General features: G+C 48.4%; 14 protein-coding genes and 1 pseudogene. 5 read left to right on the top strand and 10 right to left on the bottom strand.

What is annotated here, in order from left to right:
- Positions 1 to 51 precede the first annotated feature (51 nt).
- Both AN963_RS02570 and AN963_RS02565 read right to left on the bottom strand, forming a co-directional pair.
- Positions 52 to 1,392: an ATP-binding protein gene (locus AN963_RS02570; RefSeq protein ID WP_236707858.1), complete on the bottom strand. Its 1,341-nt coding sequence runs from the start codon at positions 1,390 to 1,392 to the stop codon at positions 52 to 54.
- 108 nt (positions 1,393 to 1,500) lie between these two features.
- Positions 1,501 to 2,898, bottom strand: a complete 1,398-nt coding sequence (locus tag AN963_RS02565; protein ID WP_055742996.1) for an MFS transporter — start codon at positions 2,896 to 2,898, stop codon at positions 1,501 to 1,503.
- Between the two features lie 112 nt (positions 2,899 to 3,010).
- On the opposite strand from AN963_RS02565, the gene AN963_RS02560 reads away from it, so the two are divergent.
- Positions 3,011 to 3,898: a LysR family transcriptional regulator gene (locus AN963_RS02560; RefSeq protein ID WP_055742995.1), complete on the top strand. Its 888-nt coding sequence runs from the start codon at positions 3,011 to 3,013 to the stop codon at positions 3,896 to 3,898.
- Between the two features lie 371 nt (positions 3,899 to 4,269).
- Positions 4,270 to 5,475 carry an amidohydrolase gene (locus tag AN963_RS02555; protein WP_055742994.1) on the top strand — a complete coding sequence of 402 codons (1,206 nt, stop codon included), beginning with the start codon at positions 4,270 to 4,272 and terminating at the stop codon, positions 5,473 to 5,475.
- A gap of 67 nt (positions 5,476 to 5,542) precedes the next feature.
- On the opposite strand, the gene cysK is transcribed toward AN963_RS02555, so the two are convergent.
- The 3 genes from cysK to AN963_RS02540 all read right to left on the bottom strand — a co-directional run bounded on the left by cysK (position 5,543) and on the right by AN963_RS02540 (position 8,468).
- Entirely contained in the window at positions 5,543 to 6,457 is a 915-nt protein-coding gene (cysK, locus tag AN963_RS02550; protein ID WP_055742993.1) for a cysteine synthase A, read from the bottom strand.
- A 147-nt stretch (positions 6,458 to 6,604) separates the two neighbouring features.
- Positions 6,605 to 7,651 (bottom strand): hypothetical protein, encoded by a 1,047-nt coding sequence (locus AN963_RS02545; protein ID WP_055742992.1) that lies wholly within the window; start codon positions 7,649 to 7,651, stop codon positions 6,605 to 6,607.
- Positions 7,652 to 7,997: 346 nt separating this feature from the next.
- Complete coding sequence (locus AN963_RS02540) at positions 7,998 to 8,468, bottom strand: GNAT family N-acetyltransferase (protein WP_055744419.1); 471 nt, start codon at positions 8,466 to 8,468, stop codon at positions 7,998 to 8,000.
- Between the two features lie 234 nt (positions 8,469 to 8,702).
- Between AN963_RS02540 and AN963_RS02535 the strand changes: the two genes are divergently transcribed.
- Together AN963_RS02535 and AN963_RS02530 are read left to right on the top strand one after the other, a co-directional pair.
- Positions 8,703 to 9,056 (top strand): VOC family protein, encoded by a 354-nt coding sequence (locus tag AN963_RS02535; RefSeq protein ID WP_055742991.1) that lies wholly within the window; start codon positions 8,703 to 8,705, stop codon positions 9,054 to 9,056.
- A gap of 137 nt (positions 9,057 to 9,193) precedes the next feature.
- Positions 9,194 to 9,622 carry a copper amine oxidase N-terminal domain-containing protein gene (locus AN963_RS02530; RefSeq protein WP_236707857.1) on the top strand — a complete coding sequence of 143 codons (429 nt, stop codon included), beginning with the start codon at positions 9,194 to 9,196 and terminating at the stop codon, positions 9,620 to 9,622.
- A gap of 127 nt (positions 9,623 to 9,749) precedes the next feature.
- Here AN963_RS02530 and AN963_RS02525 read toward each other — a convergent pair whose 3' ends face one another.
- The 3 genes from AN963_RS02525 to AN963_RS02515 are packed head-to-tail and all read right to left on the bottom strand — an operon-like array spanning position 9,750 to position 14,071.
- Entirely contained in the window at positions 9,750 to 11,657 is a 1,908-nt protein-coding gene (locus AN963_RS02525; RefSeq protein WP_201783696.1) for an ABC transporter ATP-binding protein, read from the bottom strand.
- A complete protein-coding gene (locus AN963_RS02520; protein ID WP_055742990.1) occupies positions 11,654 to 13,384 on the bottom strand; it encodes an ABC transporter ATP-binding protein in 1,731 nt (576 codons plus the stop codon). The genes AN963_RS02525 and AN963_RS02520 overlap by 4 nt, the downstream gene beginning before the upstream one ends.
- Positions 13,385 to 13,411: 27 nt before the next feature.
- Entirely contained in the window at positions 13,412 to 14,071 is a 660-nt protein-coding gene (locus tag AN963_RS02515) for a TetR/AcrR family transcriptional regulator (protein ID WP_055742989.1), read from the bottom strand.
- 275 nt (positions 14,072 to 14,346) lie between these two features.
- On the opposite strand from AN963_RS02515, the pseudogene AN963_RS32425 reads away from it, so the two are divergent.
- Positions 14,347 to 14,441 (top strand): annotated as a pseudogene (locus AN963_RS32425) (MBL fold metallo-hydrolase); the annotation flags it as partial.
- A gap of 326 nt (positions 14,442 to 14,767) precedes the next feature.
- Here AN963_RS32425 and AN963_RS02510 read toward each other — a convergent pair.
- Entirely contained in the window at positions 14,768 to 14,989 is a 222-nt protein-coding gene (locus AN963_RS02510) for a helix-turn-helix domain-containing protein (protein ID WP_003387736.1), read from the bottom strand.
- A gap of 453 nt (positions 14,990 to 15,442) precedes the next feature.
- Positions 15,443 to 16,366 carry an ABC transporter permease gene (locus tag AN963_RS02505; protein ID WP_055742988.1) on the bottom strand — a complete coding sequence of 308 codons (924 nt, stop codon included), beginning with the start codon at positions 16,364 to 16,366 and terminating at the stop codon, positions 15,443 to 15,445.
- Positions 16,367 to 16,398: the final 32 nt, after the last annotated feature.

Here is a 16,398-nt window from a genome sequence, read left to right as displayed (position 1 = left end):
ATCCCGTTCGTTCGGACTAGTCTAGCTGTCAAAGCTCCTAGCATTTTACACTCAATGGATCGGTAAATGGACGGTAAATGTCGTGATACCTGCCGTCGAACGCACTTGAATCGTTCCTTTGTGCTTCTTCACAACCTCCTGGACAATACAGAGGCCAGCCCCGCGAGCTGTCCCTTTGGAAACCGTCTTGGTGGAAAACCCAAACTCAAACAGCTTTGCTTGTTGCTCTGGCGTAATATCTGGTCCTGTGTTCTCGACCTCGAAGACGTACCCTTTTCCCTCTTGCCTGCAGCCGATTCGAATCCACTTGTCCCCGATTGTTCCAGCTGTGGCATCGATGGCATTATCAATCAGATTGGAGAGAATCTTCACTAAATCAATCGAAGGAATCTGCTCAAAGGAATCTGGACATTCGGCAAATTGCATCACGATGTGACGGGACTTGGCCTGCTCCCACTTGGTATGGAACAGAACCATCAAGGCTGGGTGAGAAATGCGGACTGTAATATCCAGCACCTTCGTCTCTTTCATGAGAGATTGGACGTAATCGCGCGCCTTGTCAAAATACCCGCACTCGATCAACCCGTACAGCACCTGCATATGGTTGACGAAGTCATGTCGGATGGAGCGAATGGACGAGATCACGGAGCGCAATTCATCCTGATACGTCTGCTCTGCATCCCCGACAGCCGTTTTCAGTTCTCGCTGATACCAGCGTTGTAAACCGAGGATGACAAATACGAGTACGGCTACAAACAGCCCTTGAAACATGAAAACAGGTAAACTGCGTTTCACGACATCACTTCCGATGTCATTGATGAGGCGCACATCCATATCTACACCCACGATTCCCAGGAGTTGCCCACGCTCTCCTAATAGAGGTGCACCCGCGGACATGTATTCCCCGTAGACAGGATCTGAAATGATGCCGGAGTCGTAGGTATACCCACCCCTGATCATGCTGATTTGCTCCGCGTTAACGAAGCAAGGATCTCCAATCTGCAAGGTTTGCTTGGAGTCAGGCGGAAGTGCCGCGACCATGACTCTCCCACCTTGCAAATCTTCATCAATCTTAACGATATAGACATAGAGCGCCCCAATATGGTTCCGCGCTTCTGCCAACTGCTGTTGCAGATGTTTAAATGCCTCATTATCTTTAACCGGGTTCTCCAGAAATGATTGATACGCTCCCGCATCCAGTCGACTCGCCACAAAAGAAGCCGCCTTCATGCTCTGATTGGCAACGGAAAGGCGGACGGATTGAATCGTATTGTAGTAGGATGCAGCAATACTTACGCACGTCATTGTAAAGATCAGCATGCCAGACACTAGCAAGATGATCAGAACCCGATTATTTTTCTTGCAGGAAGTAACCATGTTCTCCTCGACCATTGCCTTTCTCTCTAAAGTCGGCACCATTCCATTCTAGTCTATCTGTTTTGGAAATGTCCACCTCAGGAGAAATGGCTACCCATAATCGAAACTATCAATTTATTCCCGTCACCTTGCTTCATTTGAGTTTTGCAATTGCCCTGACTCCCTTCGCTGTCGACTCATGAATACCAAGGACAATGCAATGACCGTGAGGATAATCCCAAGAACTCGAAATCCCTCGAAGCTAAACTTTCCTCCCATTACGATGCCTATCAACAATGAAGAGAGAATGGTTCCCAAGTATCTTGATGTATTAAATAATCCGGATGCTACACCGATTATTTCTTTTGGTGAACTTTTGAACAAGGCCGCTTGCATACCGACATTATTCAACCCGTTGCTAATACCGAATGCAGCTAAAGCCAAACACACACTGATAACCGGCGATGTTTCATTCAAAGTCACGATCCACACTGACCCAAATGTCATCAGCACTGCAGACACGAGCAATGCTGGTCGAGGTCCTGATTTATCGATCCATCGTCCTGCTATTGGAGAAGCAACGAGCGAGCACAATCCTAAGGCTAGCATGAGAATCCCTGTTTGGTACTCACTTACATGACGCACCATTTGCAAGTAGGACGGAAGCCCGAAAAAGAGCGAGTAAAAAAGCACGTTAACGAGCATGAATTCGACATTGACCCAAGTCATCGCAGGATATTTGGCGAATGTCCGCAAAGGAATAAAGGGTGACGTCGTTTTTAACTCATGTCGTACGAAAGCCAAAAGTAGCACCAGGCCGATCAACCCAACAATGATATGCCACAAGGAGACATGCCCGGATGATTTTGCTGACAGTAATCCAACGAGCAGAGCAACCAGACCCACTGTGAAGAGCAGGATCCCTGATGCATCAATCAAATCCAACCATTTGCGAAAGGACATGTTGCGTGCAACGGATGTTGGAGGTTCATCCTCAGGAATCATCCTCCAAGCTAACAGAAAGCTCGCCACCACGAACGGAATATTTACGAAAAAGATCGAAGACCAATCCCACCAGTGAATCAAAACTCCGCCAATAAAAGGTCCAATGGCTGCCGCTCCGGATAGGAATATGGACAATACGGACAGCGCAGTCGCTTGTTTCTCCGTAATATGAATTCGTACAATGGCCATACCAACCGCAACCATCATGCTTGTTCCGATGGCTTGCACAATGCGAAACACGATGAGCCACCCAAAGTTGGGTGATAGTGGAGCCAATAATGATGCAACGAAGGATACAACAAGCCCGGTAAGAAATATCTTCTTGCGACCGAACAAATCGCTTGCCTTTCCCATGATAGGCTGAGCGATAGCACTCGCAATGTAGAAAGAGAAAATAATCCAGGAAACAACAGTGAAGTCAAGGCGGTACACATTTTGCAACCTAGCAATAGCAACAGAAATCATCGAAGAATTTAATGGGTTCAATAGTATCCCCAGCCCAACGGAAATCATCAACCACCTGCTGCGAGCCCCCATTTTTAGCCCCCCTAAAGCGTTTTGATGATATCGTACTGTAAATCAAGCATTTACTCCAACGCATTTCATGTTATGATTTCATTGATTCGAAGGAATGAGTGGAGGGTGCGAAATGGAACTTCTTCAACTGCAATACTTTCTCGCGGTAGCTCGCTTGGAACATGTGACCGAAGCTGCACGAAGTCTACATGTGACTCAATCGTCACTAAGCAAAACGATTCAACGATTGGAGGAAGATCTAGGGGTCCCTCTATTCGATCGAACAGGGAGAAAGCTGCGATTGAATGAGTTCGGGTGCAAATTCCTTCGCCGTGCGGAAAGAGCTTTGTTTGAATTGGAACAGGGCAAGCAGGAGCTTAGCGATTTATCCAGCCCGGAACATGGTACACTTGAATTGGCGGTTACCACTGCAAGTACGTTGCCCAATATCCTTCGAGAGTTTCGGAAAAAGCGTCCCTATATCCATTTTCATGTACAAATGCTAAGCACGTCGGAAATGGTTACGCTTCTTCATAGGGGAGAGGTCGATTTTTGCTTGTCCTCACCTCCTATACAAGAGGATGACATTGAATGTCAAATCGTGTGCATTGACCCCATCCTCGTAGCTGTTCCAAGAGGACATCGGCTGGCAGACCGAAGCGTCGTTTCCTTGACTGAACTGAGGGATGAATGGTTTGTCGGTGTAAAGAGAGGCTACGGTACTCGCGATTTAGTAGACTCTATATGCAAATCAGTTGGATTTGTACCAAACTATGTGTATGAGGGAGATGAACCTGCAAGGCTAATCACTCTTGTGGAAGCAGAAATTGGCATAGCCTTCATACCAAGCACAGCAAGGGATTCACGGGAACAGATCAAATATCTCCAAGTAGAGAATCACGAATTGGTGCGGGAAATAGCTTTATTATGGCACAGGAGTCGGTACATTTCGCGGGCTGCTCTGGAATTCCGGGAGGTAGTTGTAGAATATTTTGGGACGATATCCAAACAGACAATGTAATCATGCTGCACCACTAATACTGATACCATTCGCGGTATCGGCTCCGGCCGTATTGCGGCTGACTCCCATGTGATCGGCCAAATCGTTCACCCGCAGATATCCTTCCGCCAAAAGCAAAATAAACGACAAATGCTTGACCCGACTAAAAAGACCATACCTATCTCCTTACCGTCCAAAAGCGTCTGTCCTTGCTTGAGCTTCATTATAGAAAACGCTTTTCTGACGGTAAAGTACGTTATTCGACGGCAAATGCGCTTGTGCAGCAGGATGGACAAGTCTATGCTCGATAAATATAGATTGCCAAGCATTTCTGAATATTTTTATAATGAAGAGGTTACATAAATCTTTTTCTGCCAAAAGGAGTGGGTAGCGTGCGTGAAAAGCTTTTTGCCCGATTGCAGGAGATTTATCCGGAGCTAGTCCAATTCAGACGTGATTTACACATGTACCCGGAGCTTTCTTTCCAAGAGGAAAACACGGCGAAAAAAGTGGCTGACAAGCTGGCATCGTTCGGCATTGAGGTACAGACCGGCGTAGGTGGCATGGGTGTCGTAGGATTGCTTCGCGGCGGCAAGCCAGGGAAAACAGTCGCGCTTCGTGCCGATTTTGACGCCCTGCCCATCCAGGATGAAAAAGAGGTAGAGTACAAGTCCCGCATCCCTGGTGTCATGCACGCGTGCGGACACGACATTCACACTTCTGGTTTGCTGGGCGTGGCGCAGGTTCTGAGCGAAATTCGTGACGAGCTGCCAGGAAACGTCGTGTTCCTGCATCAGTTTGCAGAAGAACTCCCTCCAGGTGGGGCCAAAGCGATGGTCGAAGCCGGTTGCCTCGAAGGCGTCGATGTCGTATACGGTGCACACGTCGCCTCTGATCTCCCTGTCGGACAAGTAGGAATCGGTACTGGTCATGTGACAGCTGCCGCCGACGGATTTGAGATCATCCTGTACGGAAAAGGCGGCCATGGAGCTTACCCGCATACGTCGATCGACCCGATCGTTCTCGGCAGCCAGGTCGTCATGAATCTGCAGCAAGTGGCCAGTCGCCAAGTTGACCCGCTGAAGCAAGTCGTCCTCTCTGTCTGCTCCTTCATCGGCGGCGGTGAAGCCTTCAACGTCATTCCGGATCAGGTTCGTCTAAAAGGCACGGTCCGTACGTACGATGAACAAGTGCGTGACGCTGTCGAAGCCTCTCTCATCCGTATCGTCGAAGCCAATTGCCAGGCAGTCGGAGCCCGTTGCGAGATCAAATACCAGCGTGGCTATCCTGCGACGTATAATGACCCAACAGAAACATCTCATGTAGTAGCTGAGGCGAAAAAACTGTTCGGCGAAGAAGGAGTCTACAACATGCCTCCAGGTATGGGCGGCGAAGACTTTGCGTACTTTGCCCAAGAACGCCCCGCTACCTTCTTTATGGTAGGCGGACGCAATCCTGACATCCAGGCGACGTATCCTCACCACCATCCGAAGTTCGATGTGGATGAGCGTTCTATGCTGCAGACGGGCCAATTGTTTATCGGTGCCCTGCTCGCGTATCAGGAGCGCAATCAGGAAGCGGTCGTGGCACAATCATAAACCATACTAATATGTATGAAAAAACGGGCAGAAGAGCTGATCGCTCCCTGCCCGCTTTATATTTTGACTAGAAGAAATTCATACTCAAGTATCGCTCTCCCGAATCCGGTGCGATACACACGACTCGTTTACCCTCACCGAGTCGCTTCGCCACCTCAATAGCTGCAAAGACGGATGCACCTGAGGACGGACCTACCAGAATGCCTTCTTTAGCACCAAGAAGCTTCATTGTCTGCAACGCATCCTCATCGGCAATTTGCATGATCTCGTTGTAAATGCTGGTGTTGAGAATTTTCGGGACGAAGCCAGGGCTGGTGCCGACCAGCTTGTGCGGACCTGGTTTGCCTCCGGACAAGACAGGAGAGCCTTTTGGTTCCACTACGGTGATATACAGATCCGGTAGCTTTTCGCGCAAAGCCTCTCCGGTTCCCGTAATCGTGCCTCCCGTTCCCGCTGTCGCTACGAAAGAGTCCAGCTGCCCATCCAGCTGCTCATAGATCTCCTTTGCTGTCGTCACTCGATGAATATCGGGATTAGCCTTGTTCTCAAATTGCTGGGGAATGAAGCTGCGTGGGATTTCTTTTTGCAGCTCTTCCGCTTTCGCGATCGCTCCCGGCATCCGCAATTCGCTCGGGGTCAGCACAACCTGTGCCCCGTACGCTTTCAACAGGTTGATTCGTTCCTTGGACATGTTGTCCGGCATGACGAGGATCGCTTTATAGCCTTTGGCCGCAGCGTTCATCGCAAGTCCGATGCCTGTATTTCCACTCGTCGGCTCGATAATCGTATCTCCTGGCTCGATCAATCCGGCCTGTTCCGCCTTCAAAATCAGATTGTAGGCTGCCCGGTCTTTTACACTACCGGATGGATTCAGCTTCTCCAGCTTCACATATACCTCTGCCGCTCCAGCCGGAACGATCCGATTGATTCGTACGAGAGGGGTATTTCCGATCAACTCGGTTATATTTTGATAGACGCTCATTATGAACCTCCTACGAAGACACTGGTTGAGACGATATATTCTCTCTTAAGAATAATACAAGTAAGTCGATATGAAAACCCTATATCGCTGCAATGAAAAACCCTCCTTCTCTACCAACAACAGTGAGAAAGAGGGACAAAGCTTGCTTTATTTCGGCGCTACCTTGCTCAGGAGAGCGTTCGCATCTCCATACAGCTTCGACGCCTTTTGTGTAGCAGCCGCCTTTTCATTGTCTATCGCTGTCATGCGTTGCTTTGCCTGCTCCATCGCTTCTGTAGCTGTCTTCACTGCGGCATTAAACGACTTTTGGCGATCATCGGGATTAGGAACACTTCCCTTGATTTCCTCCCAGGTCGTTTTTGTATCTGCCACATCCGTTTCTAGGACGCTCATAATATCCGTCATACGCTTTTTCTTGTCTTTGACACTTGCGTCCATCGACTGCATGCCAACTACGAGGACCTTCATGGCTCCCACCGTTTCCTTCATGACCTCATACTCGGTTTTTTGCAACGCCGGCTGCCCCGCGTACAGTTTGATTTCATCCAAAAGTCCCTGCAGTTCGGTCACGTGGTCCTGGTACACAGAAGCTTCGTCTGAGAACTGCAAGTCTGTCAAATATTGCGCATTTTCTACGAGGTCTGCTTCCAGCCTGCCCGTCTTTTCCACCTTCTGGGCAAATTGGACTCTCGCTTCTTCCTTTGCTCGTTTCTCTGCGACCTCTTTTTTCTTCACCTCTGCCAGTTCATTGATCCGCTTCGTCATCGTTTCCAATTGCTTCTGATAGAGTGCGGGCTGAGTAGCTACGAGCTTTGGCGGAGCTTGTCCTCCGTCTTTTAAAGGGCTCAGGAATACCAGCTCTTTCGCACTGACGGTGGCGTTTACGCCCTCTCCGGACTGCGGCTTTAACGCCAGCTTGTCTCCATCCATACTTCCCGTATACGTGTGCGTATCGGTTTTGATGGCGGGAACACTATCCTGTGTCTCTACATACGTGTCGATGACCTCCACCTTTGTCTGGTCAGAGTCCGGTGTTACTTTGGCAAAAATGATTCGATTCTCTTCTTCGTACCAATAGCCTTCTGCGACGGAAACTCCTCCGAATAGTCGACTCCCGACTAGACCCGCTACAACAACCAGCACGACAAGAGCGATGACGCTCAGAGTGATTTTGTTTTTGTTTTTCTTGCCCATACGGTGACCCCTTACCCTCCTCTTTCTCCTCCATTCGACCCGATTATCCTGCCAAATGGTACCATGTCACCATCATACATGAAGAGAAGGGGAAAACCCTATGAGTCGAAAGGCCAATAATAGAGGCATTGGAAACGAATTCCTTTCCCATTCGTATGTAGAAGGGACACACTTTTCGGAAAGGGGAGAACCTCTCCATGAATGAAAGCTCTCCACACAAAAATGCTCAAGAAAGAAAAGAAGCCGATTCGTTGGTTTGCATACTTTGTTTGTGCATGTGTATTCGTAGGCGGTCTTATTCTCGTGTTCAAGTTGGTGACCTGAGTTCATCCCAACTTCTATAAACCTATACGTCCATTGTCATCACGAGAAACAAAACATCCTTGTTATGAAAGGACCCTACTTCCCGAAAGCCAACCTTCGAATATAGCCTGATCGCTCTTTGGTTAAATGCTGCTACACTCAGTCGCAATTGACTCGGTGAGTAATGCTGCAGCGCAAAGTCAATCCCCCAGTTTAGAAAGGTCTGCCCGAACCCTTGACCTGTTAGCTCCGGTTTCATCCCAAGCCCAAGGTCCCACACATTTTCGCCTTCGTATAGACCTGTCTCTCTTCCCACTGGCACCTGTGCATTCTTTCCAAAGCAAAAGAACCCAATGAGTTGACCTGTGACGTCACGCACAGAAAAGTACGTTCCATCCAGCAGCTCCTGCTTTACTTCCTCATTGTCTTCAAAATGATAGAAGGAGTATGGTTCAGGGTATTTCCAAGTGATGATTTCGTTTGACTCTGCTTCGGTCAAAGTCTTCAGATTCATGTAAGCTTCCCTCATCTTTCTATGCATCCTTTGTCGTTGCTACGGATTTATTTAACTTTAACAGAAACTTCCATATGCAAGAAACGTAAAATTGGTTAATTCAAAAAAGGCGAGGACAAGGGGTTTTCTGACGCCCGTGGAACAGAGGTGGAAGAACACATTTTGATTGGAAGGTCATAAGGGCAATTGAAAGCCACATTTCTACTTCTCAACGAATAAAAAGGAGCGTGTCCCATGTCAAACCTTTTTAAGCGCATTGATACCGTTTTTGTCCCTACCCGCAATATCGAACAAGCCCTGGATTGGTATGTCACTGTACTAGGAGGCTCTCCGGGATGGCGAAGTGAAAAGGGCGAATATCAGAGTGTCACTTTTTCCGATACGTCGATCACGTTGTTTCTGACGAACGATGAAAATGAGTATTTGCCCAGACATTGCGCATTCAATTTTTATGTACCTGGTGCAGAGGCAGCATACGACCATTTAGTCTCTCATGGCGTTAAGGTCGAAGAAATCAGCGAATATGGAGCCAAGTACTTTGCTTTCTATGATCGCGATGGAAATCGATCGGAGGTTTGTGAGTATTAATGGCATCACAATAAGCAACTTTTCCCTCTACCTCCCCCTCAATAACATGCACAAACAACGTACATACGCATCTAGAAGGAGATCACACACCTTTCAAAAAACTTGGCGAACTCCTAGAATCGACGGGAGAAACAGAAGTGAAAGCCTTTGTTGACGGCCAACTGGTTCAAACCGATGTAGCACCTTTCGTAAAAGATGGAAGAGCTTTGGTACCTGTAAGAGCCATTAGCTCCGCTCTGAAGGCAGACGTGAAATGGGATGCTGATACACGTACTGTCATCATTACACGTGGCGAACAGTCCATCACGCTTTATTTGGATAAAAAAGAAGCAACCGTGGATGGAAAGACTATTACACTGGATATCGCACCCGTTCTGAAAAATGGTCGTGCATTCCTACCTCTTCGTTTTATCAGTGAACAATTTAAAGCCAACGTAGATTGGCAAGAAGAAGGAAAGATCGTCATCATTGACGACTTACAGGTGTCAGACGAAACAAATGAAGAAGACCAGGATTCTGCCTCTACCGATGATACAGACGCAGAAACTGCTACTGATACGAACTAATTCATACTACAAGCCCTCGTTATGTTAGCGAGGGCTTGCTGCTGCTTATCGTTCTCAAATTTGATATCCAGCAAAAAAACCACCTTTTACTCAGGGTGGTTTTTTTGCTGAATCGGTTCATTTTCTTTTAGCCAACCTGCTGGATGTTGCTTTGCGCAAACTGGCTATTATACAAGTCTGCGTAGAATCCGCCCTTTTCGAGCAGCTCTTCATGATTTCCTTGCTCGATGACGGTTCCTTCATTCATAACGAGAATCAAATCAGCGTCGCGAATCGTCGAGAGTCGGTGCGCGATGACAAAGCTCGTTCTACCCTCCATCAGACCTGCCATCGCTTTTTGGATCAGCACTTCTGTCCGAGTGTCGACGCTGCTCGTCGCCTCGTCAAGAATCAGGATGGAAGGATCAGCTAGAAAAGCTCTAGCAATGGTCAATAGCTGCTTCTGCCCCTGTGAAATATTCGACGCCTCTTCGTTGAGTACCGTCTCGTACCCTTCCGGCAGTGTGCGCACGAAATGGTCAGCATGTGCTGCTCGAGCTGCTTGCGCGATCTCCGCTTCACTCGCTCCTGCCCGACCGTAGGCGATATTCTCCTTGATCGTGCCATTGAACAGCCACGTATCTTGCAGCACCATCCCGAACTTGCTTCTCAGCTCCCCACGCGGCAGGCTGCGGATATCCTGTCCATCGATCGTGATCCGTCCGTCTCCGATCTCATAGAATCGCATGAGCAGGTTGACGAGCGTCGTCTTGCCAGCCCCAGTCGGACCGACAATGGCCACAGTCATGCCTGGACTAACATCGATGTTCATATTTCGGATGAGCGGTTCACTCTCTTTGTAGCCAAAGGAGACATTTTCAAATTTCACATGTCCTTCTTGGCCAGAAGAAGCAACAGGGGAGACGGTATCCTCCAATTCCTCTGGTTCATCGAGAATTTCGAAAATCCGCTCCGCAGAAACAAGCGTGGATTGAATGATGTTCGCAATGTTGGCCGTTTGCGTAATCGGTTGTGAAAATTGTTGGGCGTACTGGATAAATGCCTGCACGTCCCCGATGGAAATACTACCACGCGTCACAAGGATCCCGCCGACTACACAGACGAGCACGTAACCGATATTCCCCACGAACATCATAAGCGGCATCATGATTCCGGCGATAAATTGAGCCTTCCAGCCGGACTCGTACAAGCGCTCGTTGATCGAATCGAATTTTTCAATCGCTCTTTTTTCACGACCAAACGCTTTGACAATTTTATGCCCTGTGTACATTTCTTCGACGTGGCCGTTTAACGCTCCGAGAGCCTGCTGCTGTCCTTTGAAATGGGGCATGGAACGAGAGGCCACCTGCTTGATGACCACAAAGCTGAGTGGAAGGGTAACTATCACGATGAGAGTCATGAGTGGGCTTATGGTCAGCATCATGATGATCACACCGATCAGTGTTATGACAGAGGTAATCATCTGGGTCAGGCTTTGCTGCAACGTCCCACTGATCGTATCCACATCATTGACTACCCGACTCATGACTTCTCCGTGGGTACGCCCATCAAAGTATTTTAGTGGTAATCTTGCCAGCTTTTCATTCACTTCTTTTCGCAGCGCATAAACAATCTTCTGCGCCACTCCCGCCATGAGGTACTGTTGAATGTACGCAAATAGCGACGAAAAGAGATAGAGTACGATCAAGGTCAAAACGATTTGCCACACAGCAGAAAAATCAAATGTCGCCCCTGGCACTCCTTTTACTTTTCCCATAAAGCCTTCGAAAATGGTCGTTGTTGCATTCCCGAGCAATTTTGGGCTGAGAATGCTAAAGACCGTGCTAAGCGCAGCTGTCAAAAACACGACCACCAGCTTCAGCCGAAATGGCTTTAGATAGCCGAGCAGGCGACGCAGTGTTCCCTTAAAGTTTTTTGCTTTTTGGCCAGGCATGGTCAGCATCCCTGGTCCACCAAATCCCATCGGTCTCTGCGCTCCTGGTCCTGGTCCCGCTCCTGGAGGTCCGGGAGGTGTGCGCCGTTGTTCTTCACTCATGCGATTTCCTCCTCCGTCAGCTGGGATTTCACAATTTCCTTGTATATACGACTGTTCGCGAGCAATTCCTGGTGAGTACCGATACCTGCGACTTCGCCTTCCTCCAGCACGACAATCTGATCAGCATCCATGACTGTATTCACCCGCTGAGCGACAATTATGACCGTCGCTTCCCCCGTTTCATGTTTCAACGCAGCACGCAGCTTGGCATCTGTCTTGAAATCAAGGGCGGAAAAGCTATCGTCGAATACGTACACATCTGGCTTACGCACTAGGGCTCGAGCGATAGACAATCGTTGTTTTTGTCCCCCAGACAGGTTCGCCCCACCTTGCGCAAGAACGGTATGGATCCCATCCTTCATGCCAGCGATAAAATCCGAAGCCTGTGCGACCTGCGCAGCATGGTTGACTTCCTCATCGGTCGCCTCTTCTTTTCCATAACGAATGTTGTCCGCGATCGTTCCCGTAAAGAGCAGCGCCTTTTGTGGTACGAACCCGATTTTAGAGCGAAGCGTACTTTGGGACATATCCCGCACATCCGTATTTCCTATGCGGACACTTCCACTCTCGATATCATAGAAACGCGGGATCAGACTGACAAGCGTCGATTTACCGGAGCCAGTCCCCCCGATGATTGCCGTTACTTGACCCGGCATAGCTGTAAACGAAATGGAAGACAGAGCAGGCTTCTCTGCACCTGGATAGCGGAACGTCACCTGATCAAATGTCACTTGTCCCCAAGTGTCTGCTTCTGTTGCTCCAGCCTTTTCACTGTCGAGAATCACTGGATCAGTCGCGAGCACTTCATGAATCCTGACCGCAGATGCGGAAGCCCTCGGGACCATGCTGAACATCATAGAAGCCATCATGAGCGAGAAAAGAATTTGCATCGCATATTGCAAAAACGCCATTAAATCGCCGACCTGCATGTGACCTGTACTGATGCGCAAGCCACCGAACCAAATGATGGCAATCGAAGTCACGTTCATCATCAACATCATGATCGGCATCATACCTGCCATAATTTGATTGGCTTTGATTGCCGTCTCAGTCAAGTCTTCGTTCGCCTGATTGAAACGGTCCTGCTCATGTTCCGTCCGATTAAAAGCACGGACGACGCGAATTCCCGTCAAATATTCACGCAGAACCAGGTTCAGCCTATCGATCTTGGTCTGCATCGCTTTGAAATACGGAATTCCTTTGGACCCAATCCAGAAAATCGCCAAAGCCAGGATCGGGATTGCCACAATGATGACGAGAGACAGATGAGTATCCTTGGACAAGGCCATAATAATCCCACCGATACACATCATTGGCGCCATGACCATCATCCGCAACATCATGTTCAACACTTGTTGGACTTGCGTAATATCATTTGTCGTCCGGGTAATCAGCGATGCCGTACCCAGCTTGTCGAATTCCTGAAGAGAGAATTTTTCAATGTGGCTAAATACGCTGCTGCGAAGTCTCATCCCAAAACCAGAAGCGGCTCGGGAGGACAAATAGCTGGCGGCGACAGATAACGCTGCCCCTACTGCAGATACTAGCAGCATCAGCCCACCGATTTTCCATATATAGCCTGTGTTCTCTTTGACGATCCCTTCGTTGACGATGTCGGACATCAACGTCGGCAAATACAGATTCGCAATCGATTGAAGCAGCACAAATACCATGGTCATCACGACCATATACCGGTAAGGCCGCAAGAAACGCAGTAATTTTAGCAAAAGAACCACCCTCCGGTATGGATTGAACTATGATGGTACATTCAGACTGATTATCGCGGCGCAGGTTCTCGTCGCGTCTTCTACTTCAGGCTTGAGAAGCTGCTCGGCCTCTTCCATGGTTTTACCTTGTTTGAGCAACGCTTCCCTTTTCCTTTTCAAGAAGCCCATCCCGTGCATAATAGCACCCCAATATTGTTCCGTCAGCAACTCAGGGGACATAAGCCGGATTTGCCCTGCCTCCATTCCTTTTTGGAGCGTCTCCACTACGACCTGCAAATTGTTATCACGCCACAAGAGGTTGTGCAATTCTTCTTTTGTGAACAACTCTTGCAGATCTAGGCGCATTCGGAAAAAAAATAGGACGTGCTCGGAGTTCTCGAATAGATTTTGATACATGACGGTAGCAAATTTCGCACACAGCTCTACCGCTGTTCCTTCCTGTGAAAAATGCTTGCGGGTGTGTAAGTTGGACAACTGAAACATATGCATAAACAGATCTCGAAACAGCGATCGCTTATCTTTGTAGTAGTAATACACCAGCCCTCTAGCTACCCCGGCACGTTCAGCAACATCCCCGATATCTGCCGCGGCGTAACCATTTTCCACATAAACGCTCAGAGCGCCCTTCATAATTTCTTCTTTTCGCCGAAGACGTATCTCTTCGTTCTGCTCTTTCGTGCGAGGCACGAGTCATTCCCCTCCCGCTCGATTTTTGATTGACTTTCTTGTCAGTCAAAATATAAACTCCTCCGGATGATGTGTCAATAGGTGAAAGGATCGTGTTCTAAACAAGGGAGCTATTTCCAAGATTCTGCTACTAGAGTGACCATCTAGGAAGAATGATGTTTGTGCCATACGGGATCGGTCACAAGCGGTCTTGGACAGAACGTCACACCAGATCTGTACTGCTTATGTATTCAAGTGGTGAACGTCTGTTTCATCAATGCTGCAGGCGAATGGTTCCTAGACACCCCCCTGGCCATGTTTCTTTTTTCGAGAAGAAGAACGTGCCCTTATCGCCGGTGACGCTTTTATAAATGTAAGACAAGACCCCCTGTCAGGCGCAATGCTCACAACTGGCTCAGCGAAACTGGCAAATGATTTTAATCGTGTCGCCATTCATTTCTACATCGTTTTGATAGTCTTCTATCTCTTCGTTTTGGGATTACTCTCACTTTTTGTTTATACGTTAAGGTACAAACTACTGAGATCTTCACGCATTATGTATGGGGATGGCACTCTTTTTATGTTCGCACACTTGTGCAAATTTACTCCATTCCTTTGCATGAGCATGTTCATCAGGTTTAATGTAAGCCGCACCCAGAAAATAAAAAAACCTCCCTTCCGACCATGGGAAGAAAAGGGAGGCTGGGTGGACTGGGTTCAAATCTCTAGTTCACCAAGTCGAACAAGTTCGACTACTGCCTGAGATCGACCTTTGACACCTAATTTTTGCATAACATTGCTAATGTGATTGCGTACAGTCTTTTCGCTGATGAAGAGTTGTCCGGCAATCTCTTTGGTTGTCTTATCTTGGACCAAGAGTTCAAACACTTCTCTTTCGCGATTCGTTAACAACGGCTTGGTTTGGTCGCTACCCTTCAATCGTGCCACCCCTCCTTGTGGGCTCTACAGGAACAAGGTTGAGGGATTACAGAGTCACCTTATCCTATGATGGGGGGTGGGTGATGGTGCCGGAATTTCAAGGATTTTAGGCTTTTGCCATACATCCTATTCAAAAAATGGGCAATGGGTTCCGAACACCTACATCTCTGCTGTCTCATTTTCGAGAACCATGTTTCGAGCCTAAGATTCGTGCGATTTCATTTTTCGGTAAAGTTCGGCAGGCGCCGCGAACTCGTTGCACGCCAGGACGACGATGGCCGCCAGTGTAAAAGGAAGCTGGCGTCGGAACCCAAGGCCAACACCGCCCCCGACACTTCAGTCTATTCAGCTGACACCTGTACTGCTCCCGTTCTTTTTCACTTCTTTTCAACCTCGTTTAACGCTCCTCACACAGAAAAAACCCCGGATCCAGTATGATCCAGGGCTTTGCTTCTAGATAAATGGCGTGCGATGGTAAGTCTGCTCGAATTTTTCCCGGAGTCCTTTTGCCAATAGCGTAAAGGAGCCGATTGCCCAGACAAATGCCATCAAAGGCGTGAGAAAGATCCACGTGTAGTTGCTGTATACAAATCCTCGATAGGATCCAAGTAATCCAGCCCACTCATGCGTGATGGAGTGGTACAAAACTGGGTCCGTCGTCATTTTTGTGCCACCGACGAACAGATCAAACATTCCTAAAAGCCCCATCAACGTCATGATCGCGACCATCTCCGTCACCAGGATGATGATGAGCTGCTCTTTTAAATGGGGTAAAATGTGCCGGAAAATAATCTGCTCACGCCCCGCTCCAAGTGATGTCGCTGCCAGTACATACTGAGTTTCCTTGATCTGCTCGGTCTTTTGTCGAATAGACGAAGCGACACTCGGTGCACCCAACACAGCGACTACACCGATAAACAGTGCGACCAGCGTCGATGTGGGCATGAGCGGGTTGATGCTCACCCCTTTGATGAGAAAATATACGGGGATGAAAATCGGCATATAGCTCCAGGCATTTTCGATGGCCATCCACCAGCGCTGAGGCTTGTCCTGTACACCAATATACAACCCAATTCCGGTGCCAATGACCAATCGGATGAGAGCAACAGCCAACGTCACGAAGACAGTGTAAGGAGCTCCGTGCAACAGCAGGGTCAGCATGTCGTAGCCCCACTTGTCCGTACCAAATACGTGCTCATTGGACGGTGGCAGCGGCGGGGAAATGATCACCGTCTTGCCGTTGACCACCTCGTTACGCAGCTTTTCTTGGAAGTCGAGCTCGTACGGAGCCACATAAGGTCCGATCACTCCGACGATGACCAGGATCAGCACCAGAACAGCGCCGATCCATAATGACCAATTCATTCGTTTACGCATAGAACAACCTCACTCGTGGCAATAAAAGTAAC

Source organism: Brevibacillus choshinensis (genome assembly GCF_001420695.1).
Lineage (GTDB): Bacteria > Bacillota > Bacilli > Brevibacillales > Brevibacillaceae > Brevibacillus > Brevibacillus choshinensis.
This window is presented reverse-complemented; position numbering and strand designations above follow the sequence as displayed.

Excerpts from the sequence above, each read along its gene's own strand:
- AN963_RS02570 (WP_236707858.1), bottom strand. The coding sequence starts at position 1,392 with ATGGTCGAGGAGAACATGGTTACTTCCTGCAAGAAAAATAATCGGGTT.
- AN963_RS02565 (WP_055742996.1), bottom strand. The coding sequence starts at position 2,898 with ATGGGGGCTCGCAGCAGGTGGTTGATGATTTCCGTTGGGCTGGGGATA.
- AN963_RS02560 (WP_055742995.1), top strand. The coding sequence starts at position 3,011 with ATGGAACTTCTTCAACTGCAATACTTTCTCGCGGTAGCTCGCTTGGAA.
- cysK (WP_055742993.1), bottom strand. The coding sequence starts at position 6,457 with ATGAGCGTCTATCAAAATATAACCGAGTTGATCGGAAATACCCCTCTC.
- AN963_RS02545 (WP_055742992.1), bottom strand. The coding sequence starts at position 7,651 with ATGGGCAAGAAAAACAAAAACAAAATCACTCTGAGCGTCATCGCTCTT.
- AN963_RS02540 (WP_055744419.1), bottom strand. The coding sequence starts at position 8,468 with ATGAATCTGAAGACTTTGACCGAAGCAGAGTCAAACGAAATCATCACT.
- AN963_RS02535 (WP_055742991.1), top strand. The coding sequence starts at position 8,703 with ATGTCAAACCTTTTTAAGCGCATTGATACCGTTTTTGTCCCTACCCGC.
- AN963_RS02525 (WP_201783696.1), bottom strand. The coding sequence starts at position 11,657 with ATGAGTGAAGAACAACGGCGCACACCTCCCGGACCTCCAGGAGCGGGA.
- AN963_RS02505 (WP_055742988.1), bottom strand. The coding sequence starts at position 16,366 with ATGCGTAAACGAATGAATTGGTCATTATGGATCGGCGCTGTTCTGGTG.